Origin of the sequence: Bacillus sp. BS1807G30, assembly GCF_040047675.1 — a bacterium.
Taxonomy (GTDB): domain Bacteria; phylum Bacillota; class Bacilli; order Bacillales; family Bacillaceae; genus Bacillus; species Bacillus altitudinis.
In genome coordinates, this window is record NZ_CP157353.1 from 1,546,159 (window position 1) to 1,571,671 (window position 25,513).

Annotated in this window: 27 protein-coding genes; all 27 read left to right on the plus strand. The window is 41.6% G+C overall.

The annotated features are described in order from the left end of the window. Positions 1-18: 18 nt before the first annotated feature. Positions 19-1,017 (plus strand): flagellar motor switch protein FliM, encoded by a 999-nt coding sequence (gene fliM / locus ABG082_RS07935; protein WP_008354483.1) that lies wholly within the window; start codon positions 19-21, stop codon positions 1,015-1,017. After that, a complete protein-coding gene (gene fliY / locus ABG082_RS07940) occupies positions 1,007-2,128 on the plus strand; it encodes a flagellar motor switch phosphatase FliY (RefSeq protein ID WP_007499588.1) in 1,122 nt (373 codons plus the stop codon). The genes fliM and fliY overlap by 11 nt, the downstream gene beginning before the upstream one ends. A gap of 27 nt (positions 2,129-2,155) precedes the next feature. Continuing rightward, positions 2,156-2,518: a response regulator gene (locus ABG082_RS07945; RefSeq protein WP_007499584.1), complete on the plus strand. Its 363-nt coding sequence runs from the start codon at positions 2,156-2,158 to the stop codon at positions 2,516-2,518. Positions 2,519-2,536: 18 nt separating this feature from the next. Further along, positions 2,537-3,196, plus strand: a complete 660-nt coding sequence (gene fliZ, locus ABG082_RS07950; RefSeq protein WP_024720357.1) for a flagella biosynthesis regulatory protein FliZ — start codon at positions 2,537-2,539, stop codon at positions 3,194-3,196. Beyond that, complete coding sequence (fliP, locus tag ABG082_RS07955) at positions 3,189-3,854, plus strand: flagellar type III secretion system pore protein FliP (RefSeq protein ID WP_007499580.1); 666 nt, start codon at positions 3,189-3,191, stop codon at positions 3,852-3,854. Before fliZ ends, fliP begins: the two co-directional genes overlap by 8 nt. Before the next feature lie 16 nt (positions 3,855-3,870). Further along, entirely contained in the window at positions 3,871-4,140 is a 270-nt protein-coding gene (gene fliQ, locus ABG082_RS07960) for a flagellar biosynthesis protein FliQ (protein ID WP_003211206.1), read from the plus strand. A 6-nt stretch (positions 4,141-4,146) separates the two neighbouring features. Beyond that, positions 4,147-4,926, plus strand: coding sequence for a flagellar biosynthetic protein FliR (gene fliR, locus ABG082_RS07965; RefSeq protein ID WP_007499578.1), 780 nt, complete (start codon positions 4,147-4,149; stop codon positions 4,924-4,926). After that, positions 4,923-6,011 (plus strand): flagellar biosynthesis protein FlhB, encoded by a 1,089-nt coding sequence (gene flhB, locus ABG082_RS07970; RefSeq protein ID WP_007499576.1) that lies wholly within the window; start codon positions 4,923-4,925, stop codon positions 6,009-6,011. Before fliR ends, flhB begins: the two co-directional genes overlap by 4 nt. Positions 6,012-6,040: 29 nt before the next feature. Further along, positions 6,041-8,074 carry a flagellar biosynthesis protein FlhA gene (flhA, locus tag ABG082_RS07975; RefSeq protein WP_007499573.1) on the plus strand — a complete coding sequence of 678 codons (2,034 nt, stop codon included), beginning with the start codon at positions 6,041-6,043 and terminating at the stop codon, positions 8,072-8,074. After that, a complete protein-coding gene (flhF, locus tag ABG082_RS07980) occupies positions 8,074-9,192 on the plus strand; it encodes a flagellar biosynthesis protein FlhF (protein ID WP_348936737.1) in 1,119 nt (372 codons plus the stop codon). Before flhA ends, flhF begins: the two co-directional genes overlap by 1 nt. Beyond that, positions 9,189-10,094 carry a MinD/ParA family protein gene (locus tag ABG082_RS07985; RefSeq protein ID WP_019744163.1) on the plus strand — a complete coding sequence of 302 codons (906 nt, stop codon included), beginning with the start codon at positions 9,189-9,191 and terminating at the stop codon, positions 10,092-10,094. Before flhF ends, ABG082_RS07985 begins: the two co-directional genes overlap by 4 nt. Further along, on the plus strand, positions 10,091-11,173 hold the full coding sequence (locus tag ABG082_RS07990) for a chemotaxis response regulator protein-glutamate methylesterase (protein WP_008344775.1): 1,083 nt from the start codon (positions 10,091-10,093) through the stop codon (positions 11,171-11,173). The genes ABG082_RS07985 and ABG082_RS07990 overlap by 4 nt, the downstream gene beginning before the upstream one ends. A 5-nt stretch (positions 11,174-11,178) precedes the next feature. Next, the gene (locus ABG082_RS07995) at positions 11,179-13,206 is read left to right on the plus strand and encodes a chemotaxis protein CheA (protein ID WP_017359080.1); all 2,028 of its coding nucleotides are present in this window, start codon (positions 11,179-11,181) and stop codon (positions 13,204-13,206) included. Between the two features lie 24 nt (positions 13,207-13,230). Continuing rightward, positions 13,231-13,692, plus strand: coding sequence for a chemotaxis protein CheW (locus tag ABG082_RS08000; protein ID WP_008344771.1), 462 nt, complete (start codon positions 13,231-13,233; stop codon positions 13,690-13,692). Positions 13,693-13,704: 12 nt separating this feature from the next. Further along, positions 13,705-14,331 carry a chemotaxis protein CheC gene (locus ABG082_RS08005; protein WP_017367253.1) on the plus strand — a complete coding sequence of 209 codons (627 nt, stop codon included), beginning with the start codon at positions 13,705-13,707 and terminating at the stop codon, positions 14,329-14,331. After that, positions 14,331-14,831 (plus strand): chemotaxis protein CheD, encoded by a 501-nt coding sequence (locus ABG082_RS08010; RefSeq protein ID WP_007499566.1) that lies wholly within the window; start codon positions 14,331-14,333, stop codon positions 14,829-14,831. The genes ABG082_RS08005 and ABG082_RS08010 overlap by 1 nt, the downstream gene beginning before the upstream one ends. Before the next feature lie 24 nt (positions 14,832-14,855). After that, positions 14,856-15,623 (plus strand): FliA/WhiG family RNA polymerase sigma factor, encoded by a 768-nt coding sequence (locus ABG082_RS08015; RefSeq protein WP_007499565.1) that lies wholly within the window; start codon positions 14,856-14,858, stop codon positions 15,621-15,623. A 21-nt stretch (positions 15,624-15,644) separates the two neighbouring features. After that, positions 15,645-16,184: a hypothetical protein gene (locus tag ABG082_RS08020; RefSeq protein ID WP_017367254.1), complete on the plus strand. Its 540-nt coding sequence runs from the start codon at positions 15,645-15,647 to the stop codon at positions 16,182-16,184. A gap of 155 nt (positions 16,185-16,339) precedes the next feature. Beyond that, on the plus strand, positions 16,340-17,074 hold the full coding sequence (gene rpsB, locus ABG082_RS08025; RefSeq protein ID WP_007499561.1) for a 30S ribosomal protein S2: 735 nt from the start codon (positions 16,340-16,342) through the stop codon (positions 17,072-17,074). Positions 17,075-17,165: 91 nt separating this feature from the next. Then, positions 17,166-18,047 carry a translation elongation factor Ts gene (gene tsf / locus ABG082_RS08030; protein ID WP_007499558.1) on the plus strand — a complete coding sequence of 294 codons (882 nt, stop codon included), beginning with the start codon at positions 17,166-17,168 and terminating at the stop codon, positions 18,045-18,047. A gap of 134 nt (positions 18,048-18,181) precedes the next feature. Then, complete coding sequence (gene pyrH / locus ABG082_RS08035; protein ID WP_008344767.1) at positions 18,182-18,904, plus strand: UMP kinase; 723 nt, start codon at positions 18,182-18,184, stop codon at positions 18,902-18,904. A gap of 1 nt (position 18,905) precedes the next feature. Next, complete coding sequence (gene frr, locus ABG082_RS08040) at positions 18,906-19,463, plus strand: ribosome recycling factor (protein ID WP_008344764.1); 558 nt, start codon at positions 18,906-18,908, stop codon at positions 19,461-19,463. 129 nt (positions 19,464-19,592) lie between these two features. After that, entirely contained in the window at positions 19,593-20,375 is a 783-nt protein-coding gene (locus ABG082_RS08045) for an isoprenyl transferase (RefSeq protein WP_007499552.1), read from the plus strand. Between the two features lie 12 nt (positions 20,376-20,387). Beyond that, a complete protein-coding gene (locus ABG082_RS08050; protein ID WP_007499550.1) occupies positions 20,388-21,182 on the plus strand; it encodes a phosphatidate cytidylyltransferase in 795 nt (264 codons plus the stop codon). Between the two features lie 39 nt (positions 21,183-21,221). After that, on the plus strand, positions 21,222-22,373 hold the full coding sequence (dxr, locus tag ABG082_RS08055; RefSeq protein ID WP_079919196.1) for a 1-deoxy-D-xylulose-5-phosphate reductoisomerase: 1,152 nt from the start codon (positions 21,222-21,224) through the stop codon (positions 22,371-22,373). A 6-nt stretch (positions 22,374-22,379) separates the two neighbouring features. Next, positions 22,380-23,645: an RIP metalloprotease RseP gene (gene rseP, locus ABG082_RS08060; protein ID WP_007499546.1), complete on the plus strand. Its 1,266-nt coding sequence runs from the start codon at positions 22,380-22,382 to the stop codon at positions 23,643-23,645. Between the two features lie 80 nt (positions 23,646-23,725). After that, positions 23,726-25,423 carry a proline--tRNA ligase gene (locus tag ABG082_RS08065; protein ID WP_057079555.1) on the plus strand — a complete coding sequence of 566 codons (1,698 nt, stop codon included), beginning with the start codon at positions 23,726-23,728 and terminating at the stop codon, positions 25,421-25,423. Positions 25,424-25,513: the final 90 nt, after the last annotated feature.

Genomic DNA, 25,513 nt, shown 5'->3' on the forward strand with positions numbered 1-25,513 from the left:
CACGATGGAGGTGAAGAAATGTCAGGAGAAGTGCTTTCCCAGAATGAGATCGATGCATTATTATCCGCCATATCAACAGGCGAAATGGATGCAGAAGAGCTGAAAAAAGAAGAAACGACGAAAAAAGTGAAAGTGTATGACTTTAAACGTGCACTGCGCTTTTCAAAAGACCAGATTCGAAGTTTAACAAGAATTCATGATAACTTCGCTAGACTGCTTACCACACACTTTTCAGCGCAGCTAAGATCATATATTCAAATTTCTGTCAGCTCGGTTGACCAAGTGCCATATGAAGAATTTATTCGTTCGATTCCTAATATGACATTATTAAACTTATTTTACGTCAGCCCGCTTGAAGGAAGAATCATGCTTGAAGTGAACCCAACGATTGGCTATGCCATGATGGATAGGCTGATGGGTGGGATTGGCATTAGTCATAATAAGACAGAATCACTGACAGAAATCGAAACAAAGATTATCTCAAACATGTTTGAGGGAGCTTTGGAAAACTACAGAGAAGCGTGGCAGTCCATAACCGACATCGAGCCAGAAATGGCAGATTTCGAGGTAAATCCCCAGTTTGTTCAAATGGTGTCACCAAACGAAACAGTTGTCGTCATTTCTCTTAATACACAAATTGGTGAGGTAAGCGGGGTTATTAATCTCTGTATTCCTCACGTAGTATTAGAGCCTATTATTCCGAAGCTGTCTGTACACTACTGGATGCAATCGGAACGAAATGAACCGAAACAAGAAGAAACAAAGGCCATTGAAAAACGGATTATGACGGCGAAAATACCGGTAGTCGCAGAGCTTGGACAATCGGAAATGACGGTGGAAGAGTTTTTGAATTTGGAAATTGGTGATTGTATTGCCTTGGACAAACCAGTAAATGCGCCTCTTACTGTTATGGTCGGAAATAAACCGAAATTCTTGGGACAGGCCGGCCGCGTGAATCGGAAACAGGCGATTCAAATTCTAGATCACGACATAAGAGGTGAAGAAGATGGAGAATAACGGAAGTAAATTATCACAAGATGAAATCGATGCGCTCCTTAAAGGAGGCAGCAATGACGATATAGAGCCTGATACACTCCTTTCTGCAATGGAACAAGATGCCATTGGGGAAATCGGAAATATATCATTTGGAAGCTCTGCAACAGCACTTTCAACCCTATTAAGTCAAAAAGTGGAGATTACAACTCCAACTGTCACAGTGATTCAAAAAAGCAAGCTGAATGAGGAATTTCCTCATCCGTATGTCGCAATTGAAGTGAATTATACGGAAGGCTTCAGCGCTAGTAACCTGCTTGTCATCCAGCAAACCGATGCGGCAGTCATTGCGGATTTAATGATGGGCGGAGATGGAACAAATGCTGACCCGTCGTTAAGTGAAATTCACTTAAGTGCAGTACAAGAAGCGATGAACCAAATGATGGGTTCAGCAGCGACGTCCATGTCAACAGTCTTTAATAAAAAGATTGATATTTCTCCGCCTCGCGTTGAGTTGCTTGATGTGAAAGAAGGAGAAGGCACAGACCGCATTCCAGCTGAAGAGATGCTTGTCAAAGTGTCCTTTAGATTAACGATAGGTGAACTCATAGATTCAAATATTATGCAGCTTTACCCTATTACGTTTGCGAAAGATTTGATTGCAGAATTAACAGACCCAGCGGAAGAAGAGCCGGTTCAAGAAGCACCTCAGAGTGCACCTGAACCACAGCAGGCTGCTCCGCAAGCACAATCTGCTCCTATGCAGCAATCGGCACCGCCGAAAAGACAGGCGAAACCAAAGCCGGCAGAACCTGTCAATGTGGCGCCAGTTGAATTTGAGGCATTTAGTGAGCCTCAGCATACAACAAGTCAGCTCGGTAATCTTGATATGCTGATGGATATTCCACTTTCCATTACAGTGGAGCTTGGAAGAACGCAGCGCAGTGTGAAAGAAGTACTTGAACTTTCCGCTGGAAGTATCATTGAACTGGACAAACTTGCAGGTGAGCCAGTCGACATTCTGGTCAACAAACGAATCGTCGCCAAAGGAGAAGTTGTTGTCATTGATGAGAACTTTGGCGTACGTGTGACTGACATTTTAAGTCAGTCTGAAAGACTTTCTAATTTAAAATAAACAAACATATAGGGAGAGAATAAGTAAATGGCTACTAAGGTATTAATCGTAGATGATGCAGCATTCATGAGAATGATGATTAAGGATATTCTTGTAAAAAACGGATTTGATGTAGTAGGAGAAGCAGAAAACGGCGCACAAGCTGTTGAAAAATATAAAGAAACATCTCCTGATCTAGTCACAATGGATATCACAATGCCAGAAATGGACGGGATCACAGCATTAAAAGAAATTAAACAAATCGATGCTTCTGCAAAAATTATTATGTGCTCAGCGATGGGACAACAATCAATGGTTATTGATGCCATTCAAGCAGGTGCAAAAGACTTTATCGTGAAGCCATTCCAGGCAGATCGTGTACTTGAAGCAATTAATAAAACGTTAGGCTAAAAAAGGGTGTAAGACTTGTTGAAAAAACGTTTGATATGTATAGCAATGATCAGTTTTATGCTTTTCTTGACAGCGCAGCCAGCCTCACTGTTTGCTGAAACAAAAGATCCTGAAAATGGCACAGTGAATGACTGGCTCAAAGATGAGAAAGAAAGCAAAAAGGATACAGAAAAGAAAACCACTGACAATCAAACGAATCCGGCAGAAGAAGTTCCCTCTTCTTCTGTCTCCATTATGGATTTTGTCAAAATGATTGGTGCCTTACTTTTTGTCATCCTGCTCATTTACGGATTGGTGAGATTTGTTGGAAAGCAAAACCGCTTACTCAAGCCATTTCGCTATGTTGAAAATATTGGCGGAACGACGGTTGGTCAAAATCGTTCAGTTCAGCTGATCAAAGTGGGCAAACGAGTATTAGTTGTCGGCGTAGCAGACTCAATCCAGCTGCTAAAAGAAATCGATGATGAACAAGAATGCGAAGCGATTGTGAAACAATACGAAGAAGCGATGGAAAGTAAGACTGACTTACCGAAAATGATGCAAAAATTAACATCGCAAGTGAAGAAACACGATCAGCCGACCACTTCTTCTTTTTCAGCCAATTTAAAGGCGCAGCTAGCCGAATTGAAAAAGACCCAATCAGAAGTCAGAAAGAAAGGCCCGAAACAAAATGAATGAGTTTATCGATTTATTTAATTCCAGTGGCGCAGGGAATATTAGCACATCTGTCCGTCTTCTTTTATTGTTAACTGTATTTTCAGTTGCACCAGGCATTCTGATTTTAATGACCTGTTTTACACGGATTGTGATTGTTCTTTCGTTCGTCAGAACATCACTTGCAACCAACTCAATGCCGCCAAACCAAGTGCTTGTAGGACTTGCTTTGTTTCTCACATTTTTTATTATGGCACCCACGTTCTCAGAGATTAATAAAGAGGCACTCACGCCGCTTTTAAATGATGATATTACGTTAAATCAGGCCTATGAAAAAGCCGAAGTGCCAATTAAAGAGTTTATGAGTAAACATACGAGACAGAAAGATTTGGCTTTATTTCTTAGTTACGCAAAAATGGATACCCCTGAATCGATTAAAGATATTCCCTTAACGGCGATGGTACCAGCATTTGCAATTTCAGAATTAAAGACGGCATTTCAAATTGGTTTTATGATTTTTATTCCATTTTTAATTATTGACATGGTGGTCGCAAGTGTCCTGATGTCGATGGGGATGATGATGCTTCCGCCAGTTATGATATCGCTCCCTTTCAAAATATTGTTATTTGTATTAGTTGATGGATGGTATTTGATTGTTAAATCTTTGCTGCAAAGCTTTTAGAGTAGGTGCTTAAAACATGAGTTCAGAATTTGTCATTACGATGGCTGAAAGATCAGTGTATGTTGTATTACTTGTCAGCGGGCCGCTTCTAGCGCTCGCACTAATCGTGGGACTAATTGTCAGTGTGTTTCAGGCGACAACCCAAATCCAAGAACAGACGCTTGCGTTCATTCCAAAAATTGTTGCAGTGCTTATTGGACTTGTTGTGTTTGGTCCGTGGATGCTTTCAACAATTGTGTCATTTACAACAGAGCTGTTCTCGAATTTAGATCGATTTGCAGGTTAATCAGAGATGTCAATCATAGAATTATTTCCTGCCTTTCTTCTCGTTTTCATTCGGATCACCGCTTTTTTCGTGACAGTGCCGCTATTAGCACATCGAACGATACCAGCAGTTCACAGAGTTGGTTTTTCACTGTTTTTGGCTGTCATTAGTTTTAGCACCATTAAAGAACCGCCAGCACTCGATATCGACGGTCTTTACATGATGCTTGCCGTGAAAGAAGCAATGGTCGGACTTCTTCTTGGACTGATTGCATATATCATGGTGTCCGCTGTTCAAATTGCCGGCTCATTCATCGATTTTCAAATGGGTTTTGCGATCGCCAATATTATTGATCCACAAACAGGGGCGCAAACGCCGCTGATGGGGCAGTTTTTTTATACGGTGACCTTGCTGCTGATGCTGGCAACAAATGCACATCATTTGCTGCTTGATGGAATCTATTACAGTTTTCAATATATTCAAGTTGATCAGTATGCACTGAACTTCGGTAGTGAATCCTTTGCTTACTTTATTGCAAAGAGCTTCAACCAAATGTTCATCATAGCCTTTCAAATCTCAGCACCTGTTGTGGCTAGTTTGTTTTTAGTCGATTTGGCATTAGGAATTGTGGCACGTACAGTTCCGCAAATGAACGTATTTGTCGTTGGACTTCCCATTAAAATGGGCGTGAGTTTTATTATGATCATCATTTGTATGGGTGTTATCTTCGGGGTCGTCCAAAATACATTTGAAACGATTGTGCTCACCATGAGGAACTTCTTAGCATTGGTCGGTGGTTCGTCATGACGACAAGACTTAGACTCGACTTGCAATTTTTCGCAGGTGAAAAAACAGAAAAAGCAACACCGAAAAAGAGACGGGATTCACGTAAAAAAGGGCAGGTTGCCAAAAGTACCGACGTCAATACAGCCATCTCATTTCTACTAATCTTTTTATCATTCTTTTTTATTGGGCCTTTTATGAAAGAGCGTATTATTGCGCTCATTGAACGTTTTTATTCAACAACCATGCTAATGAAGGTTAGCACATCTAATATTCACCAGTTATTCTTGGAATTGCTTCAAGAGACAGGTCTCCTCCTCATGCCAATTCTTGGTGTTGGGATGCTGGCAGGGATCATCAGTAACTATTTACAAGTTGGATTTCTCTTTTCAACTGAAGTGATCAAGCCCAAATTAGAAAAGCTTGATCCAATCAAAGGGTTTAAACGAATATACAGTATTCGAGCACTCGTTGAGCTATTAAAATCCATTTTAAAAATTGGTTTTGTTGGTTTTGCGACATTTATCGCTCTATGGATGCACTTTGACGAAATCTTGCGGCTCCCTCTACTCACTGCAGAGGAAACCCTTCATTTCGTGGCAAATATGACCTTGATTATGGGTCTATATGCAGCAGGTGCTCTTCTCATCTTAGCTGGGCTTGACTACATGTATCAGAAATTTGATTATGAAAAAAACTTACGGATGTCTAAACAAGACATCAAAGATGAGTATAAAAAATCAGAGGGTGACCCGCTCATAAAATCAAAAATTAAACAGCGGCAAAGGGAAATGGCCATGAGACGGATGATGCAGGAAGTCCCAAAAGCGGACGTCATCATTACAAACCCGACCCACTACGCAATTGCCTTGAAATATGACGAAGAAAAGATGGACGCGCCGTTTGTTGTGGCAAAGGGAACGGATATTTTGGCTTTGAAAATTAGAACAATTGCGAAAGAACATGATGTCATGACTGTAGAGAACCGGCCGCTCGCCCGCGCCCTCTACGATCAAGTGGATATCAACCAAGCGGTGCCTGAAGAATATTTTAAGGCGATCGCAGAAATTTTGGCTTACGTATATAAAACGAAACAAAAGATTTTATGAATTTTTGGTTTTAAAAGGAGAGAACAGGCATGTCAGCAAGAGATTTATCTGTTTTATTCAGTGTTATTTTAATCGTGGCGATGCTGGTCATACCGTTTCCGCCCGTCCTATTAAGTATTTTAATCATTATTAATATTTCTCTTGCGCTTATCGTGCTTCTCACCACAATGAACATGCAAGAACCACTGCAATTTTCCATTTTTCCATCGTTACTTTTGCTCTTAACACTGTTTCGTTTAGGGCTTAACATCTCTACAACCCGTTCTATTTTATCAACTGGAGATGCTGGTAAGGTTGTAGAAACGTTTGGATCATTTGTTGTTGGGGGCAATATACTTGTTGGTCTGGTTGTCTTCCTTATTCTGATCATCATTCAGTTTGTTGTCATCACCAAAGGGGCAGAGCGTGTATCAGAGGTTGCGGCCAGATTTACACTCGACGCGATGCCAGGTAAACAGATGAGTATTGACGCAGATTTGAATGCAGGAATGCTGACAGAGAGTGAAGCTAGAAACCGCCGTGAAAAAGTAGCAAGAGAAGCAGACTTTTATGGTGCGATGGATGGTGCAAGTAAGTTCGTTAAAGGGGATGCCATCGCAGGTATTATCATCGTTATTATCAATATTATTTTTGGCATCATTATTGGGATGATTCAGCAAGGAATGTCGATTCAAGAATCAGCTTCCCACTTTACTCTTTTAACAGTAGGGGACGGAATTGTGTCGCAAATCCCTGCACTTCTCATCTCAACAGCGACAGGGATTGTTGTCACGAGAGCGGCTTCTAACGGAAACCTTGGTTCAGACATTACGGGTCAGCTCTTTGCCTTCCCTGCCATGCTTTACGTCACAGCAGGTACGATCTTCCTGCTTGGATTGTTTACGCCAATTGGCGTACTTTTGACAGGGCCGATCGCAGGTTTACTTGCACTCGGTGCGTACATGATGTCGAAAAACAAACAGGATCAAGAAGAGATTGAAGAAGTACTGGAAGAACAGGCAGAGGTAGAAGAGATGAAAAGTCCAGAAAGTGTCATTCATCTCCTGCAAATGGATGCCATTGAATTTGAATTTGGCTACGGGTTGATTCCACTTGCAGATGCCAATCAAGGCGGAGACCTGCTAGACCGAATTGTGATGATCAGAAGGCAGCTTGCTCTTGAACTAGGTCTTGTCATTCCAGTTGTCCGTATTCGAGACAACATTGCGCTGAACCCGAATGAATACAGGCTCAAAATAAAAGGGAACGAAGTGGCAAAAGGAGAGCTGCTGCTTGATCATTACTTAGCGATGTCCCCAACGCCTGATGATGATCCGATTGAAGGAATTGAAACAATCGAACCATCCTTTGGTCTGCCGGCAAAATGGATATCAGAAGCAGAAAAAGATCAGGCTGAAATGCTTGGGTATACAGTGGTCGATCCAGCATCTGTTGTGTCTACCCACATCACAGAGAAGATTAGACAAAATACCCACGAACTGCTTGGACGCCAAGAAACGAAGCAATTAATCGATCATCTAAAAGAAAGTTATCCAGTTTTAGTTGATGAGGTAACACCGAATCCATTAGCAGTCGGGGATATCCAAAAAGTACTTGCAAAACTTCTGAAAGAAAAGGTCTCCATTCGAAACCTTGTGACCATTTTTGAGACCCTTGCAGACTACGGAAAATTAACGACTGATACAGACTTGCTAACAGAGTATGTTAGACAGGCACTTGCAAGACAGATTACTGCACAGTATGCAAGAGAAAATGAATCACTGAAAGTCGTGACATGCTCAGGCCGAGTCGAAAAGGTGATTGCAGACAGCGTGCAGCAAACGGAGCATGGGAACTACTTATCGTTAGATCCAGAATCCTCTGAAAGTGTGATTCAATCAGTGGCGAGAGAAATTGAACAGCTTTCGCTTCGTCAGGAAACGCCGGTTCTATTATGCTCACCTCCTATAAGAATGTACGTCAAACAGTTGTTAGAAAGATATTTCCCAGATTTACCGGTACTATCTTATAACGAACTAGAAGCAAATGTGGAAGTACAGAGCATCGGAGTGGTGGATATCTAATGAAAATGAAAAAAATCACAGCGAATTCTATGCAGGAGGCAACGATCCAAATCAGGCAGCAGCTTGGGAAGGATGCCGTCATATTAAATTCGAAAACCGTTGTCAAACGAAAGCTGTTCGGTTTAAAGAAACAGCAAATGGTCGAAGTGATTGCAGTGCTGGATCAAGATTTTGAAGAAAGAGCCGGTAAAGGATTACAACCAGCAGCTGCGCCTATCCCGGTGTTACCGAAAAAGGAGCAGATTCAACATCTTACGCAAGAGCTGCCGGCTGCCACTCAAGCCGTTAAAGCAGCGCCTTCTCATTCTCAGCCTTTAGAATATGCAAGAAACGAACGCCATGCCGGGATCTTGCCGGATTCTCTCATGAAAATGGATCAAAAGCTAAAGGATCAAGGTCTTGATGATGAGATTCGAGATGAGTGCTTAAAGGGTCTTTTAACAAAAGGTGCTGTGAAAGAAGAGCAGATTGAAAAAGAACTTGAAAAACTACTCACAGGGATGCTGCCGGCTCACACTTCTGATGAGCCGATGATTCGTTCGAAATACATTGTGTTGTTTGGTTCAACTGGTGCTGGTAAAACGACAACGATTGCAAAGCTGGCTGCGAAAACAGCCATTCAGCAGCAAAAGAAAATTGCTTTTATCACAACAGATACGTACCGGATTGCAGCGATTGAACAACTAAAAACATATGCTGAACTGCTGAATGCACCTCTTGAAGTTTGTTATTCAAGAGAGGACTTTGTGAAAGCACAGCAGACCTTTAAAGACTATGATCATATTTTCATCGATACAGCAGGCCGTAACTTTAAAGAAGAGGCGTACATCAAAGAGCTGACGGATATCATTCCATTTGATGAAAGCATTCAAAGCTTTCTTGTCATGAGTGCGACATCGAAATATCAAGATATGAAAGCCATGGTCAATCGATTTGAACCTGTTCCAATCGATCAATTTATTTTCACAAAAGTTGATGAAACAGACACGGTGGGAACGATCTTTCAAATCATTGCAGAATCTCAAATCGGGCTAGGGTTTTTAACAAATGGCCAAAATGTGCCTGAGGATATTCTTGAGAGTTCCCCCCTTGATTTGACAAGGATGGTCTTACAATGATGAAGCCTGACCAAGCCGAAGGTTTAAGAAAGCTTGTTCAGCAGAACCAAATGATTGTACCGAACTCTCTTCATGCGAATGGACAGGCGAAAACCATTGCTGTCATGAGCGGTAAAGGCGGGGTAGGTAAATCGAATTTGACGCTGAATATGGCACTGTCTATCGCAAAAACAGGCAAGCAAGTGCTCATTATTGATCTCGACTTTGGCATGGGGAATATTGATATTTTACTAGGGAAAACATCGACCAGCTCTATATTAGACGTGCTTGTTAGAAAAAAATCCTTCCAAGCGGCTATGACAAAAGGAACGGACAATCTGTATTACATTTCTGGCGGAAGCGGGCTTGAACAGCTGTTTTCTTTAGACAAAGATCAATGGTCGTTCTTTTTAGAAGAGATGGAGAAAATATTGAATGACTTTGATTGTATATTCTTTGATATGGGTGCAGGCTTGTCAAAAGATCAACTCCCTTTTGTCTTATCGGCAGGTGAGGTGGTCGTTGTGACAACGCCAGAACCAACATCCATCATGGATGCCTACAGCGCAATTAAGCACTTAGCCATTCATCAGTTTGAACAGTCTGTTCAAATCATTGTCAACCGGTGTAAAACCCCTTCGGAAGGATCTGAAACGTACCGGAAATTAGCGGGAGTGGTGACGTCATTTCTACACCGAAAGCTTGTGTTTGCTGGTGCGGTACCTGATGATCCTGCTGTTCCTAAAGCAGTCACTGAACAAATACCATTTTATATGAAGCAGCCTCATTCAAGGCTAAGTAAAACCATTAAAATGTTGGCTGAAACACTTTATCATCAGCAGATAAGAGAGGCACAGAGAGAGCAGCATACGTTTATAGATAAGTTGTCCTCTTTTTTTAAAAGGAGGAAAGTGGACTCATGATTAGAGTGCTTGTAGTAGATGACTCGGCTTTTATGAGAAAACTCATCAGTGATTTCCTAAGTGCCGAGCAAGAAATTGAAGTCGTCGGAACGGCGAGAAATGGAGAAGATGCCTTAAAACGGATTAAGGAATTGAATCCAGATGTTGTCACACTTGATGTGGAAATGCCTGTTCTAAATGGAACAGAAGCATTAAAACAAATTCTGGCTGAACACGACCTTGCTGTGATTATGGTGTCAAGCCAGACGAAGCAAGGGAAGGAATTAACCATCCATTGCTTAGAACTCGGTGCTTTTGACTTTGTGACAAAGCCTTCAGGAAGTATTTCGCTCGATTTACACAAAGTAAGAGGTCAAATTGTAGAGCGGGTACTTGCGGCAGGCCTGTCTAGAAAACGTACTGAGAAACAAGTTTCTCCTAAGCCGTTCATGAAGCCGCCAAGTCCAATTCCAGCGGCCGCTCCCCGCCTGCAAGAAGTAAGAAGCGGCTCATCACTCCGAAAGATTATTTCAATCGGAACTTCTACGGGAGGGCCTAGGGCGCTTCAACGAGTCGTCACGAAGCTGCCAAAAGACATAGAGGCGCCGATTTTGATTGTGCAGCATATGCCGGCAGGATTTACGGCATCGCTGGCTACTAGATTAGATCATTTATCACAAATTACAATCAAAGAAGCTCAAGATGGAGACATCGCTAAAAATGGAGTGGCTTACATAGCTCCTGGTGGATTGAATATGTCACTTCATGAACAAGGGGCAGCTTTAGTGATCAGGCTGTCCCCAGAAGACACTGACAGCCGTCACAAACCTTCTGTTAACTATTTATTTGAATCCATCAGCAACATAAAAGGTTACGAGAAAATCGCTGTCATTATGACAGGAATGGGTAGTGACGGCACAGAAGGTGTCAAAAAAATGGTCGCAAGCGGTCATACAAAAGTCATTGCAGAAAAAGAAGAATCATGTGTTGTTTTCGGAATGCCTAAATCAGTCATTAAAGCAGGCCTTGCACATGAAACAAGGCATGTGGATGACATCGCACATGCAATTATAAGCTCCATGAAAAAAGAGAGGGCGTGAACACGTTGGATGTAAACCAATACTTAGATATCTTTTTAGATGAAAGCAGAGAACACTTACAAACTTGTAATGAAAAACTTCTTGAATTAGAAAAGAACCCAACAGACTTGCAGCTAGTGAATGATATATTCAGAGCCGCTCATACACTGAAAGGCATGAGTGCAACGATGGGCTATGATGATATGGCTCAATTAACACATCATTTAGAAAACATGTTTGATGCCATCAGAAACGAACAAATGATTGTCACTCCTGAATCAATGGATACGATGTTTGAAGCACTCGATCACCTTGAAGCAATGGTTCAATCGATTGCAGAGGGCGGGGATGGAAAACGTGATGTCACGGAGATTAGTAAAAAACTAGATGTGACAGGAAGCCATGCAGAAACAGCATCTGCCGTTGAGACAGCTGAAGCATCATCAGCTGCAAGCGACCTAAATTATAACGAATTTGAGCGTACAGTTCTTGATGAAGCAAGAGAACAAGGCTTTAAATGTTATGAGCTGACCGTGACATTAAGCGACGCATGCTTATTAAAAGCCGTTCGTGTCTATATGATTTTTGAAAGACTGAACGAAGCAGGAGAAGTTGTCAAAACGGTTCCGAATGCAGAACTTTTAGAATCAGAAGATTTTGAATCTGAATTCAGCATTTCTTACTTATCGAAACAGCCGATGGAAGAAGTGAAAAAAATCGTGACAGCGATCTCAGAGGTTGAACAAGTGGAGATTTCTGAAGTCTCTGCCTTTGAAGAAGCGGCTCCGGCTGAAACAAAAGCAGCGAAACCTGAGCAGAAAAATGAAGAAGCCACAGTTCCTGCCACTAAAGCGCCAGCAAACGATGCGCCAAAAGCAAATGGCAATAACGGTGCAGCTGCCGGCGGAACGAAAACGATCCGTGTCAACATCGATCGTCTAGATTCACTTATGAACCTGTTTGAAGAGCTTGTCATAGATAGAGGACGTTTAGAACAGATTGCCAAAGAACTTGAAAACAACGAACTCACGGATACAGTGGAAAGAATGTCCCGTATTTCTGGCGACCTGCAATCGATCATCTTGAACATGAGAATGGTGCCTGTAGAAACGGTGTTTAACAGATTCCCTCGTATGATTCGTCAATTGACGAAAGAGCTCAATAAGAAAATTGAACTGATCATTGAAGGTGCTGAGACAGAGCTTGATCGAACAGTGATCGATGAAATTGGCGATCCGCTCTTACACTTACTTAGAAACAGTCTCGATCACGGGATTGAATCACCAGAAGAACGTGTGAAAAAAGGCAAACCAGAAAAAGGAACCGTTCTATTAAAAGCGTATCATAGCGGAAACCATGTCTTCATTGAAGTAGAAGATGATGGCGGCGGGATTAACCGTAAAAAGGTCCTTGAAAAAGCATTAGAGCGCGGGGTTATTACAGAAAGAGAAGCGGAAACGCTTGAAGATCATCAAATTGATTCATTGATCTTTGCAGCAGGGTTCTCTACAGCGGATACGATTTCTGATATCTCGGGCCGGGGTGTAGGTCTTGACGTTGTGAAAAACAAGCTGGAATCATTAGGTGGTTCTGTGAGTATTAACTCAACAGAAGGTCAAGGCTCACTGTTCTCAATTCAGCTTCCACTCACATTATCGATCATTTCCGTACTTCTTGTGAAACTAGAGGAAGAAACATTTGCTATTCCGATTTCTTCTATTATAGAAACGGCTGTCATTAAGAAGAGTGACATCCTTCAAACGCATGATCGTGAAGTCATTGATTTCCGCGGATTTATCGTACCGGTTGTGTACTTGAAGAAACAGTTCAACGTACCAAATGCGAATGATTTAGAAGAAGAACTGCACATTATTGTTGTCCGTAAAGGAGACAAGCTAACAGCATTTGTGGTCGATTCGTTTATCGGTCAGCAAGAGGTCGTATTAAAATCACTTGGAGATTACCTACCAAACGTATTTGCGATATCAGGCGCAACAATCTTAGGTGACGGTCAGGTTGCACTCATCGTTGACTGTAATGCACTGATCAAGTAAAAAACAATAGAGGAGCGGTCTGAAATGAGTACAGATATCAAAACTGGCGAAAAGATGATTGTGTTTATCGTAAACAAAAAAGAATACGCCATTTCAGTATCAGAAGTAAAGTCCATTGAAAAATGGCAGCAGCCGACAAGAGTTCCTGGCGTTGCCCCTTATATATGCGGTGTCATTAATCTACGCGGTGTCGTGACACCTGTCATTGACCTTAGAGTGAGACTTGGATCAACTGACAACGAGATTACAGACGAAACAAGAATGATTATTGTACAAGTTGGTGACATTGAAGTCGGCTGGATTGTTGATGAAGCAAATGATGTCATTACTGTCCATCAGGAAGAGGTAGAATCTTCTACTGATTCAGCTGAAAAAGAAGGACTGTCATGGGTGACAGGAATTATTAAGCATGATCAGCGTCTATTCAATATCATTCATGCTGGTGCGGTCCTCGACAAGAGCGTGCAAGATGCACCTGTTCATTAAGGGGGATGTGAAATGAGCATTTTCAATGAAATTAAAGATGAACAGCTAGATATATTAAGTGAGGTTGGGAATATCGGAGCAGGCCATGCAGCGTCTGCTCTTGCCAGCCTATTGAATCGCAAAATTGATATGGCTGTTCCTTTTGTCAAAGTTCTCTCGTTTGAAGATTTAATGGATTTCTTTGGTGGAGCAGACCTTCCAGTTGCCAGTATCTTTTTGCGAATGGAGGGTGATCTTACCGGTTCAATCTTTTTCATTATGCCGTTTGAACAAGCTGAACAATTTGTAAGGGAGCTTGTTCAGGACCCAGCATTTGATATTGATACGATTCATGAACACATGCTAGGAACATCAGCGCTTCATGAGCTAGGAAATATTTTAGCAGGTTCTTATTTATCAGCACTTGCCGATTTAACAAAACTGCAGCTTCACCCAAGTGTTCCAGATGTCACGCTCGATATGTTCGGGGCTGTCATTAGTGAAGGGTTAATGCAGTTTAGTCCTCTCGGCGATCAGGCAATTGTGATTGATACATCGATTTTTGATGATCAAAATAAGCAAGAGCTGAAAGGAAATATGTTTCTATTACCAGACTTTGAATCGTTTGAAAAACTGTTCAAAGCATTAGGTAACCTATAATGAACGTGCAGATTCCGGCAGTTGTAAAGGTTGGTATAGCGGATGTTCAGCTTGTGAAAACACCGGACCGTATTCGGACATCCGGTCTTGGTTCTTGCGTAGGACTTGTCCTTTTTGACCAAGAAAAAAAACTGGCAGGACTTGTCCATGTCATGCTTCCAGACTCCTCTCTTTCAAAAGGAGCGGTAGAGAACTTGGCTAAGTATGCAGATACAGGTGTCAAGCATACAATTGATCTGCTCTTAAAAGAAGGAGCACGCAAACATGCGCTAAAAGCGAAGCTTGCTGGCGGCGCAGAAATGTTTAAATTTAAGTCAACCAATGATCTGATGAGAATTGGACCTAGAAATGTATCAGCTGTGAAAGAACATCTGTCTCTTCATCATATCCCGATCATTAGTGAGGACACGGGCGGAAACAATGGACGCACGATTGAATTCGATCCGCTTACAACAGAACTTGAGATCCGCACTGTGAAACAAGGCATTATGAAGATATAACTAAGGAAGTATAGGGGGAGAAAGATGCAATCCTTAAATTACGAAGATCAGGCGCTATGGGCTAGATGGAAAGAGTGGAAGGACCCAGCTGCTGGAGATGATCTTATGCGCCGCTATATGCCGCTCGTCACATATCATGTTGGAAGAATTTCCATCGGTCTCCCGAAGTCAGTGCACAAAGAAGACTTGATCAGTCTAGGGATGCTCGGTTTATATGATGCCCTTGAAAAATTTGACCCCGGAAGAGATCTGAAGTTTGATACATATGCATCCTTCAGAATTCGTGGGGCCATCATCGACGGTCTTCGTAAAGAGGACTGGCTGCCTCGTACATCAAGAGAAAAAACAAAAAAAGTAGAAGCGGCAATTGAAAAGCTTGAACAGCGATATTTGCGAAATGTGACACCAACAGAGGTTGCTGAAGAACTCGGCATGAGTGAACAAGATGTGGTCACAACGATGAATGAAGGGTTCTTTGCGAATTTGCTCTCGATTGATGAGAAGCTACATGATCAAGAAGACGGAGAAAACGTTCAAGTCATGATTCGCGACGAAAAGACTGTGACACCTGAAGAGAAAATGTTGAAAGATGAATTAATTGAGCAGCTTGCCGAAAAAATGACAGAGCTTTCCGAAAAAGAAAAGCTTGTGATTAGTCTTTTCTATAAAGAGGAATTGACGTTAACGGAAATCGGTCAAGTGCTTAACTTATCGACCTCCCGCATTTCGCAAATTCATTCAAAGGCATTGTTCAAGCTTAAGCATCTGCTTGATAAAGCCATTCAATCTTAAAGAGTTAGTGAGTGAAAAAATATGCTATGGCTGATTAGCTTTATGCTTCATGCTGCACTTATTTATTTTGTGATCATTTTATACACGAGAATGAATTCGCTGAAGGCAACAGAACAAAAGCAGCGAGAGCTTTTAGAAGAAACGGAAAATACCCTGGCTGCATTTTTGATGGAAGTCAAAGAAGAGAATGAAAAACTATCAAAAGCTGCAGCCACTTCCCCTGATTTTTCTGCTGAAGAGCTGAAATCGGATCTTCAGACACCAAAGCAGCCACAACCACCAATTGAATCCCAGCAATCGGTAGAAAGTGAAGATCCAGTTCCAGAGCACCTGTCGGCTCTCCTTAGCGAAGTTGAGGTGCAGGAAGAGAAGGTAAACGAACCCGTTTCAAGTCTTGAAACAGAAGCTTCTGTGCCTTCTGAAAGTGAAATAGAAGAAACATTTGAGGATCAAGTAAAGGCCTTATATGATCAAGGGCTATCATTAGAAGAAATAGCGAAAGAATTAAAAACGGGCAAGACAGAAATCGAGCTTTTATTAAAATTTAGCGGAAAGCTGTAAAGGATTCTTGATTGTCAGTCCATCATGTGTTATATTATTTCTTGGTGTTAAATACACACGCTTAATGATTCGTATGAAGGTGCTGCCGTGGCGCAGTTTTATGTGAACATGACTTAAGCGGAGGAAAAAAAACCATTATATTAGGAGGCAACAACATGTCAGTTATTTCTATGAAACAATTGCTAGAAGCTGGTGTTCACTTCGGTCACCAAACACGCCGTTGGAACCCAAAAATGAAGCGTTACATCTTTACAGAGCGTAACGGTATCTACATCATCGATCTTCAAAAAACGGTGAAAAAAGTAGAGGAAGCTTACAACTTCACGAAAAACCTTGCTGCTGATGGAGGAAAAATCCTTTTCGTTGGTACGAAAAAGCAAGCACAAGATTCAGTGAAAGAAGAAGCAATCCGTTCTGGTATGTTCTATGTAAACCAACGCTGGCTTGGTGGAACGTTAACAAACTTTGAAACAATCCAAAAACGTATCAAACGTTTAAAAGATATTGAAAAAATGCAAGAAAACGGTACGTTCGAAGTTCTTCCTAAGAAAGAAGTCGTTCAACTGAAAAAAGAATTAGAACGTCTTGAAAAATTCCTAGGCGGAATCAAAGACATGAAGGGTCTTCCAGATGCACTTTTCATTATCGACCCTCGTAAAGAGCGTATTGCAGTTGCAGAAGCTCGTAAATTGAATATCCCAATTATCGGTATCGTTGACACAAACTGTGATCCAGACGAAATTGATGTTGTGATCCCTGCAAACGATGATGCAATCCGTGCTGTAAAACTTCTAACTGCTAAAATGGCAGATGCGATTCTTGAGTCTAAACAAGGCGAAGAAGAAGCTGTTGTAGAAGAAACGACAGAAACTGAAACAACAACTGCGTAACCTATTCAAAAGGTGATAAGAGGGAACTGCCTTTTATCACCTTTTTTTCACCTAGTAATCCGTGTTTTAACATAGAAGGAGGAAATGTAAAATGGCAATTACTGCTCAATTAGTAAAAGAACTGCGTCAAAAAACTGGTGCAGGTATGATGGACTGTAAAAAAGCGTTAACAGAAACTGATGGTGACATCGATAAAGCAATCGATCTTCTAAGAGAAAAAGGGATCGCAAAAGCTGCGAAAAAAGCAGACCGTATTGCGGCAGAAGGATTAACTCTTATTAAAACTGACGGCAACACTGGCGTTATCCTAGAAGTGAACTCTGAGACTGATTTCGTTGCGAAAAACGAAGGATTCCAAAATCTTCTTAACGAACTTGCTGATCATTTACTTGCTGCGAAACCTGCAACAATTGAAGAAGCACATGCTTCTAAAATGGAAAATGGTTCAACAGTTGAAGAACATATTACTTCTGCAATTGCGAAAATCGGAGAAAAAATTACGCTGCGCCGTTTCTCAGTCATCACAAAAGAAGATAACGCTGCATTCGGTTCTTACTTACACATGGGCGGACGCATCGGTGTATTAGCGGTTCTTAACGGAACAACTGATGAAGAGCTTGCGAGAGACATCGCAATGCACGTTGCTGCTGTAAACCCTAAATACATTTCTCGTGACCAAGTGTCTGAAGAAGAAGCAAACCGTGAGCGTGAAGTATTAACACAACAAGCGCTTCAAGAAGGAAAGCCTGAAAATATCGTTGCTAAAATGGTAGAAGGCCGTCTAAACAAATTCTTCGAAGAAATTTGCTTACTTGACCAAGCATTCGTTAAAAACCCAGATGAAAAAGTGAAACAAGTTGTAGGTGCGAAAAACGCAACTGTTCAAACTTATGTTCGCTATGAAGTGGGCGAAGGTATCGAAAAGCGTCAAGACAACTTTGCTGAAGAAGTCATGAGCCAAGTGAAAAAATAATGTTTGAAAAGCTCTCTGGGGCTTTTTTAGGGAGCACAAGCACTGTGTTCCCTATTTTTTAGAGGATATTGATTTACAAAAGGCGGTTTCTTACGCATAATAAGAGACGGTATAGTTTACACTTGGAGGTTATCATGAGCAAACCGAAATATAATCGCATTGTACTGAAGCTAAGTGGAGAAGCACTAGCTGGTGATGCTGGAAATGGAATTAACCCAACTGTCATTCAATCAATTGCAAAGCAAGTAAAAGAAATTGCAGAACTTGATGTTGAAGTTGCAGTCGTTGTAGGTGGAGGAAACCTTTGGCGTGGTAAGACAGGCAGTGACTTAGGAATGGACCGGGCAACAGCAGACTATATGGGGATGCTTGCAACAGTGATGAATTCATTGGCATTACAAGACAGCCTAGAAACGCTTGGCATTCAGTCTAGAGTACAAACCTCTATCGAAATGAGACAGGTTGCAGAGCCATACATAAGAAGAAAAGCGATCCGTCACCTTGAGAAGAAACGTGTCGTGATTTTTGCTGCAGGTACTGGTAACCCTTATTTCTCTACTGATACAACAGCAGCACTTCGTGCAGCTGAAATTGAAGCAGATGTCATTTTAATGGCGAAAAACAATGTAGACGGTGTCTACAGTGCTGATCCTCGTACAGATGCGGATGCAGTAAAATATGATAAGCTTTCATATCTTGATGTACTAAAAGAAGGGCTTGCTGTAATGGATTCTACTGCGTCCTCATTATGTATGGACAATGACATTCCATTAATCGTCTTCTCTATTATGGAAGAAGGAAATATTAAACGTGCCGTCAATGGCGAATCAATCGGAACGATCGTGAGGGGGAAATAACGTGTCAAAAGAAGTGTTGAACCAAACAAAAGAAAAAATGGAAAAAGCCGTTCAAGCATACGGACGTGAACTAGCAACTGTCCGTGCGGGCAGAGCTAATGCCTCCCTTTTAGACAAAGTAACAGTGGATTACTATGGTGCGCAAACACCACTAAACCAAATTGCGTCAATTACAGTGCCAGAAGCACGTATGCTGATTATCACACCTTACGATAAAACAGCGATCGGTGATATCGAAAAGGCGATCCAAAAGTCTGATCTTGGTATCACACCAACAAGTGACGGAAACGTGATCCGTATTGCGATCCCAGCACTAACAGAAGAAAGACGTAAAGAACTTGTAAAAGTTGTGAGAAAATACTCAGAAGAAGCAAAAGTAGCTGTTCGTAACGTTCGTCGTGATGCAAACGATGAATTGAAAAAGCTAGAGAAAAATGGGGAGATCACTGAAGATGAATTAAGATCATCTACAGAGGATGTTCAAAAATTGACAGATGAATATGTCGCTAAAATTGATGAAGTGACAAAAGATAAAGAAAAAGAAATCATGGAAGTTTAAGAAAAAACTATGTACAATAGATAATAGTGAAAAGACCCTCTTCATGTTTACAGGGGGTTTTTTTGTTAATACTGTTGAGGACTATATTATTAGCGGGAACGCAACCTTTTTGGGTGATGGAGGAATCTCATGCTCAATATACTCAAAAATTGGAAGAATCAGCAAACAGCAGCTTCCAACTTAGAAAGCCTGACAAAAGAAGACATATTAAATGGAGAAATTCCTGAACATATCGCCATTATCATGGATGGGAATGGAAGATGGGCGAAGAAACGTGCGCTTCCACGGGTAGCAGGACATCATGAAGGAATGAAAGTTGTCAAGCGCATGACAAAGCTTGCAAATGAGCTGAATGTCAAAGTGCTGACTTTGTATGCTTTCTCTACAGAAAATTGGAAACGTCCAAAACTAGAAGTAGACTTTTTAATGAAGCTTCCTGAAGAGTTTCTAAACATCTATCTGCCTGAACTCATCGAGGAAAATGTCCGTGTACGTTTAACAGGTGATCCAGACGGCCTCCCGCAGCATACGAAAAAAGCGGTAGAGAACGCAGTGAAGAGTACGGCGAATAATGACGGACTCATTTTAAATTTTGCGCTCAATTATGGAGGACGGACAGAAATTATTTCTGCATGCAGACAAATTTCTGAAAAAGTCAAAGAAGGCAAGCTTCGAGCAGAAGACATCACAGAAGAGATGTTTTCAGCTTATTTAATGACAGAATCTCTTCAAGATCCGGATTTGCTTATTCGCACGAGTGGAGAAATTAGATTAAGCAACTTTATGCTTTGGCAAATTGCATACAGCGAGTTTGTCTTTACGGATGTGCTTTGGCCTGACTTTTCTGATGAGCATCTCATAGGCGCTATCGGAGAGTACCAGCGCCGCGGCCGGAGGTTCGGTGGAATTTAGAGGGTGGTGCAGATGAAACAAAGAATTTTGACGGGTGTTCTGGCAGCTGCAGTGTTTTTACTTGCAGTGATTTATGGACAAATGCCATTTACCCTGCTGATTTATTTAATGGGAAGTGTCGCTCTCTTTGAGCTTCTTAGAATGAAAAAGATTTCGATTTTCAGCTTTCCTGGCATTGTCAGCTTAATATTGCTTTGGCTTTTAATGGGCGGAGAAAATAGCTTCTTCCCGAACGTAGACGCATCAAAAATGCAGATTGCTTTATTTGCAGTCTTAATCCTTTTAACTTATACAGTTCTGAGCAAAAACTCTTTCACATTCGATGAGGTTGCTTTTGTTATATTAGCCACATTATATATTGGCGTTAGTTTCTATTATTTTATTCAAATTAGAGGCTTGTATGGCATGAGTGCGATCTTCTTCGCAGCGGTGATTATTTGGTCCACTGACTCAGGTGCCTATTTTATTGGGAAATCTATGGGGAAACGAAAGCTTTGGCCAGAGATCAGCCCAAACAAAACAGTAGAAGGATTTATCGGCGGAATCGTCACAGCGGTCGTGCTGTCACTTGTGTTCCAGGCGGTTACAGGATTTTTGCCATCATATCTGCTTGTTATGTTTATTACTCTTTTGCTCAGTATTTTTGGACAGCTTGGCGACCTTGTGGAATCTGCTTTAAAGCGTCATTACCATGTGAAGGATTCAGGGACAATACTCCCAGGTCATGGCGGAATTTTGGACAGGTTTGACAGCTTTTTATTCGTTCTGCCGTTTTTATATCTATTGCTGGCCACGTTTGCTAGCTAACCTCATAGAAACTAATTGAACGAGAGAAGGAGTGGCAATTTGAAATATATTTCGCTATTAGGCGCAACAGGATCAATTGGAGAACAAACATTAGATGTGATCAGGCAGCATCCAGACAAATTCAAGTTGAAAGCGATGACGTTTGGCAGAAATATAGACAAGGCCATCCCTATCATTGAACAATTTCACCCTGAATTTGTTGGATGTGTAGACGAAGAGACCTATCGCACGTTAAAAGGTCATTCATTTCAATACGATGTCAAAATGGCTGCGGGTGATGAAGCGAACATCGAAGCAGCGACCTATGATGCAGTGGATGTTGTGGTCAATGCACTGGTAGGAAGTGTCGGACTTGTGCCAACATTAAAAGCCATTGAACAAAAAAAGACGATCGCACTTGCAAATAAGGAAACACTTGTGACAGCTGGTCATATAGTAAAAGAGTACGCCAAAAAGTATGACGTGCCTTTACTTCCTGTCGATAGTGAACACTCCGCTATTTTTCAATCCCTGCAAGGTGAACAAGCTAAAAACATTGAACGCTTAATCGTGACAGCTTCGGGCGGCAGTTTCCGAGATAAAAAACGCACGGAGCTTGAAGGTGTAACGGTTGAAGAAGCGCTGAATCATCCAAACTGGTCCATGGGCGCAAAAATCACGATTGATTCAGCGACCATGATGAATAAGGGGCTTGAGGTGATTGAGGCGCATTGGCTGTTTGATATCCCATACGATCAAATTGATGTGCTGTTACATAAAGAGAGCATCATCCATTCCATGGTGGAATTCCATGACAAAAGTGTCATGGCTCAGTTAGGTACACCTGACATGAGGGTTCCGATTCAATACGCGCTCACTTACCCTGATAGAGCGCCATTAAAAGAAGCGAAATCATTAAACCTTTGGGAGATTGGACAATTAAATTTCCAAAAAGCGGATTTTGACAGGTATCGCTGCTTACATTTTGCTTATGAATCAGGTAAAATAGGAGGGACAATGCCTACTGTGCTTAATGCAGCCAATGAAATAGCTGTTGATGCATTTCTAAAAGGCAAAGTAACGTTCCTGCAAATTGAAGAATTGATTGAAAAGGCACTGAACAGACATCATGTGATTTCAACGCCTAGTTTGCAAGATATCCATGAAGTGGACAAAGATACACGAGACTTTGTTCAATCAATCCTCGCATAAGGTGGTATGTTCGTGAATACAGTGATTGCGTTTATTATTATTTTTGGAACGCTCGTTTTTTTCCACGAGCTTGGCCATTTAATTATGGCGCAGCGCGCAGGCATTTTATGCCGCGAGTTCGCAATTGGTTTTGGACCGAAGATTTTCTCCTTTAAACGAAAAGAAACCGTCTATACCATCAGACTTCTGCCAATCGGCGGATTTGTTAAAATGGCTGGAGAAGATCCTGAAGTCATTGAAATTAAACCGGGTCATACAGTGGGGCTCTTATTCAATGAGCAAAATGAAGTAGAAAAAATCATTTTAAATGATAAAGAGAAATATCCTGATGCACTTGTCATTGAAGTTGAACAAATTGATTTAGATCATGCGATGAGAATTTCAGGATATGAGGCTGGAAATGAAGACATCCTTACTGGCTACAATGTAAGCCAAACAAGCTTCTATATTGCAGATGGTGAAGAAATTCAAATTGCGCCATACAACCGTCAGTTTGGTTCAAAAACAGTATGGCAGCGCATTAAAGCCATTGCAGCTGGACCGATTATGAACTTTATCTTGGCATATGTGATTCTAGTGGCTTTAGGATTTATTCAAGGTGTAACCGTGGATGATCCTGTACTTGGTAAGCTGACAAAAGACGGCCGGGCAGCGCAAGCTGGGCTTATGCAGGGAGATCATATCGTTTCAATTAACGGGGATAAAATGAATTCTTGGACAGACGTTGTTCAAACGGTTCAAAAAAACCCAGATAAAAAAATGAATGTCGTCATTGACCGAGATGGCAAAGAAAGCACCATTCAGGTTGTACCGGAAGCTGTGAAGGCAGAAGGAAAAACCATTGGCCGTTTTGGCTCTTATCCGCCAACGGAAAATGGCTTTCTCAAAGTCATTTCATCCTCAGGCACTACAGTGATATCTACAGCAGGTCTCATCTTAACGAACTTGCAAAAGATTGTCACAGGACAATTTTCGTTAGATATGCTTGCAGGTCCTGTTGGAATATATGACATGACAGGAGAAGTAGCGAAACAAGGTGTGTTAACATTAATGCAGTTTGCTGCGTTTCTTAGTATCAACTTAGGGATCGTGAATTTATTACCGATTCCTGCATTAGACGGAGGAAGATTACTTTTCCTATTCGTTGAAGCCATTCGCGGCAAACCAATTAATCGTGAGAAAGAGGCACTTGTTGTCTTCATTGGTGTTGCGTTCCTCATGCTATTAATGCTAGTAGTGACATGGAATGACATCCAGCGATTATTTTTATAAAAACCATTCTCTCTTGTTTCTCATTCTGGGAAACAAGAGTTTTTGTGAGAAGTCCTATTTCTTAAATGAGGTGTAACGACATGAGACAATCCCTGACTTTCATTCCAACTCTTCGAGAGGTGCCGGCAGATGCTGAGGCAAAAAGTCATCAGCTGTTAGTAAGAGCTGGATTTATTAGACAAAACACGAGCGGTATCTATCATTATCTGCCGCTAGCACATAAAGTGATTCAGCACATTCAATCCATTGTTCGCAAGGAAATGGAAAAGGCGGGAGCAGCTGAGCTGTTAATGCCAGTGCTGCAGCAAGCAGAAATGTGGCAAGAGTCAGGAAGATGGTATACATACGGTCCAGAACTCATGCGTATGAAAGATCGCCACGGCCGCGAGTTTGCACTTGGCCCAACACACGAAGAAGTGATCACATCACTCGTACGCAGTGAAGTGAAATCGTATAAAAAGCTTCCTTTGACACTATATCAAATCCAATCTAAATTCCGTGATGAACAAAGACCTCGCTTTGGGTTATTGCGCGGACGTGAATTTATTATGAAGGACGCTTATTCATTCCACTCTTCACCAGAGAGCCTTGATGACACATACAACAAAATGTTTACAGCTTACTCGAATGTCTTTTCAAAAGTAGGTCTTAACTTTAGACCCGTCATTGCCGATTCTGGGGCAATGGGAGGAAAAGATACACATGAGTTTATGGCACTGTCAGAAGTAGGAGAAGATACAATCGCATACTCTGACACATCTTCCTACGCTGCGAACATTGAAATGGCTGAGGCTGTGTATCACGGAGAAGAAGCAAACCCTGCGGACTTCAAAGAACTTGAAAAAGTACACACGCCGCAGGTAAAGACGATACAAGATGTTGCGGCATTCTTAGAAGTCGCTCCTTCTACATGTATCAAATCTGTCTTGTTTAAAGCGGACGATGCGTATGTACTTGTCCTGACAAGAGGCGATCATGAAGTAAATGATGTGAAAGTGAAAAACTTAGTTGGAGCACAGCTTGTTGAGCTTGCTTCACGTGAGGAAGTTCTAGACGTGATCGGAACAGAACCAGGATTTGTTGGACCAGTGAAGCTTGAAGCGGAAGTAACGATTTATGCAGACCACGCTGTAAAAGGAATGACAAACGCAGTTGCAGGTGCAAATGAATCGGATTATCACTATGTCAATGTTAATCCTGCTCGTGATCTGTCAGTGAAGGAATATACAGATCTTCGCTTGATTCAAGAAGGAGACGTTTCTCCAGATGGTGAAGGCACAATCCAGTTCGCAAAAGGAATTGAAGTAGGACAAGTCTTTAAGCTAGGCACGCGTTATTCAGAGGCAATGGATGCAACATACCTCGATGAAAATGGACGTGCGCAGCCAATGATCATGGGCTGCTATGGCATCGGAATTTCTAGAACTCTTTCTGCGATTGTTGAACAGCATCATGATGACAAGGGGATTATTTGGCCAGAAACAGTTGCGCCATATGATCTTCATCTACTTGCCTTAAATATGAAAAACGATGCACAAAAGGAACTGGCTGAAACGTTGTATGAGCGTTTACAGGAAGAGGGCTATGATGTCCTTTTCGATGACCGCCAAGAGCGTGCAGGCGTCAAATTTGCCGACAGTGACTTAATTGGACTGCCAATTCGCATTAGCTGCGGGAAACGTTCAGAAGAAGGAATTGTCGAAGTGAAATTCAGAAAATCAGGTGAATCACACGAAGTATCTGTTGATGAACTGATTTCATTTATACGCCAAGCATAAAAAACGAACAAAAAAATGAAGGTACCTCCTGCAAAAAAGAGGTACCTTTCTGATTTACAAAAGGAGGGTCCTGTCTTGGATGAACAATTA

Bases quoted from the DNA above. Each gene is read 5' to 3' on its own strand.
- ABG082_RS07990 (WP_008344775.1), top strand. From the start codon at position 10,091: ATGATTAGAGTGCTTGTAGTAGATGACTCGGCTTTTATGAGAAAACTC.
- fliY (WP_007499588.1), top strand. From the start codon at position 1,007: ATGGAGAATAACGGAAGTAAATTATCACAAGATGAAATCGATGCGCTC.
- ABG082_RS08065 (WP_057079555.1), top strand. From the start codon at position 23,726: ATGAGACAATCCCTGACTTTCATTCCAACTCTTCGAGAGGTGCCGGCA.
- ABG082_RS08005 (WP_017367253.1), top strand. From the start codon at position 13,705: ATGAGCATTTTCAATGAAATTAAAGATGAACAGCTAGATATATTAAGT.
- ABG082_RS08015 (WP_007499565.1), top strand. From the start codon at position 14,856: ATGCAATCCTTAAATTACGAAGATCAGGCGCTATGGGCTAGATGGAAA.
- ABG082_RS08010 (WP_007499566.1), top strand. From the start codon at position 14,331: ATGAACGTGCAGATTCCGGCAGTTGTAAAGGTTGGTATAGCGGATGTT.
- ABG082_RS07945 (WP_007499584.1), top strand. From the start codon at position 2,156: ATGGCTACTAAGGTATTAATCGTAGATGATGCAGCATTCATGAGAATG.
- rpsB (WP_007499561.1), top strand. From the start codon at position 16,340: ATGTCAGTTATTTCTATGAAACAATTGCTAGAAGCTGGTGTTCACTTC.
- ABG082_RS08020 (WP_017367254.1), top strand. From the start codon at position 15,645: ATGCTATGGCTGATTAGCTTTATGCTTCATGCTGCACTTATTTATTTT.
- fliR (WP_007499578.1), top strand. From the start codon at position 4,147: ATGTCAATCATAGAATTATTTCCTGCCTTTCTTCTCGTTTTCATTCGG.
- flhB (WP_007499576.1), top strand. From the start codon at position 4,923: ATGACGACAAGACTTAGACTCGACTTGCAATTTTTCGCAGGTGAAAAA.
- rseP (WP_007499546.1), top strand. From the start codon at position 22,380: ATGTTCGTGAATACAGTGATTGCGTTTATTATTATTTTTGGAACGCTC.
- fliP (WP_007499580.1), top strand. From the start codon at position 3,189: ATGAATGAGTTTATCGATTTATTTAATTCCAGTGGCGCAGGGAATATT.
- pyrH (WP_008344767.1), top strand. From the start codon at position 18,182: ATGAGCAAACCGAAATATAATCGCATTGTACTGAAGCTAAGTGGAGAA.
- flhA (WP_007499573.1), top strand. From the start codon at position 6,041: ATGTCAGCAAGAGATTTATCTGTTTTATTCAGTGTTATTTTAATCGTG.
- ABG082_RS07985 (WP_019744163.1), top strand. From the start codon at position 9,189: ATGATGAAGCCTGACCAAGCCGAAGGTTTAAGAAAGCTTGTTCAGCAG.
- fliM (WP_008354483.1), top strand. From the start codon at position 19: ATGTCAGGAGAAGTGCTTTCCCAGAATGAGATCGATGCATTATTATCC.
- ABG082_RS08045 (WP_007499552.1), top strand. From the start codon at position 19,593: ATGCTCAATATACTCAAAAATTGGAAGAATCAGCAAACAGCAGCTTCC.
- ABG082_RS08050 (WP_007499550.1), top strand. From the start codon at position 20,388: ATGAAACAAAGAATTTTGACGGGTGTTCTGGCAGCTGCAGTGTTTTTA.
- tsf (WP_007499558.1), top strand. From the start codon at position 17,166: ATGGCAATTACTGCTCAATTAGTAAAAGAACTGCGTCAAAAAACTGGT.
- flhF (WP_348936737.1), top strand. From the start codon at position 8,074: ATGAAAATGAAAAAAATCACAGCGAATTCTATGCAGGAGGCAACGATC.
- fliQ (WP_003211206.1), top strand. From the start codon at position 3,871: ATGAGTTCAGAATTTGTCATTACGATGGCTGAAAGATCAGTGTATGTT.
- ABG082_RS08000 (WP_008344771.1), top strand. From the start codon at position 13,231: ATGAGTACAGATATCAAAACTGGCGAAAAGATGATTGTGTTTATCGTA.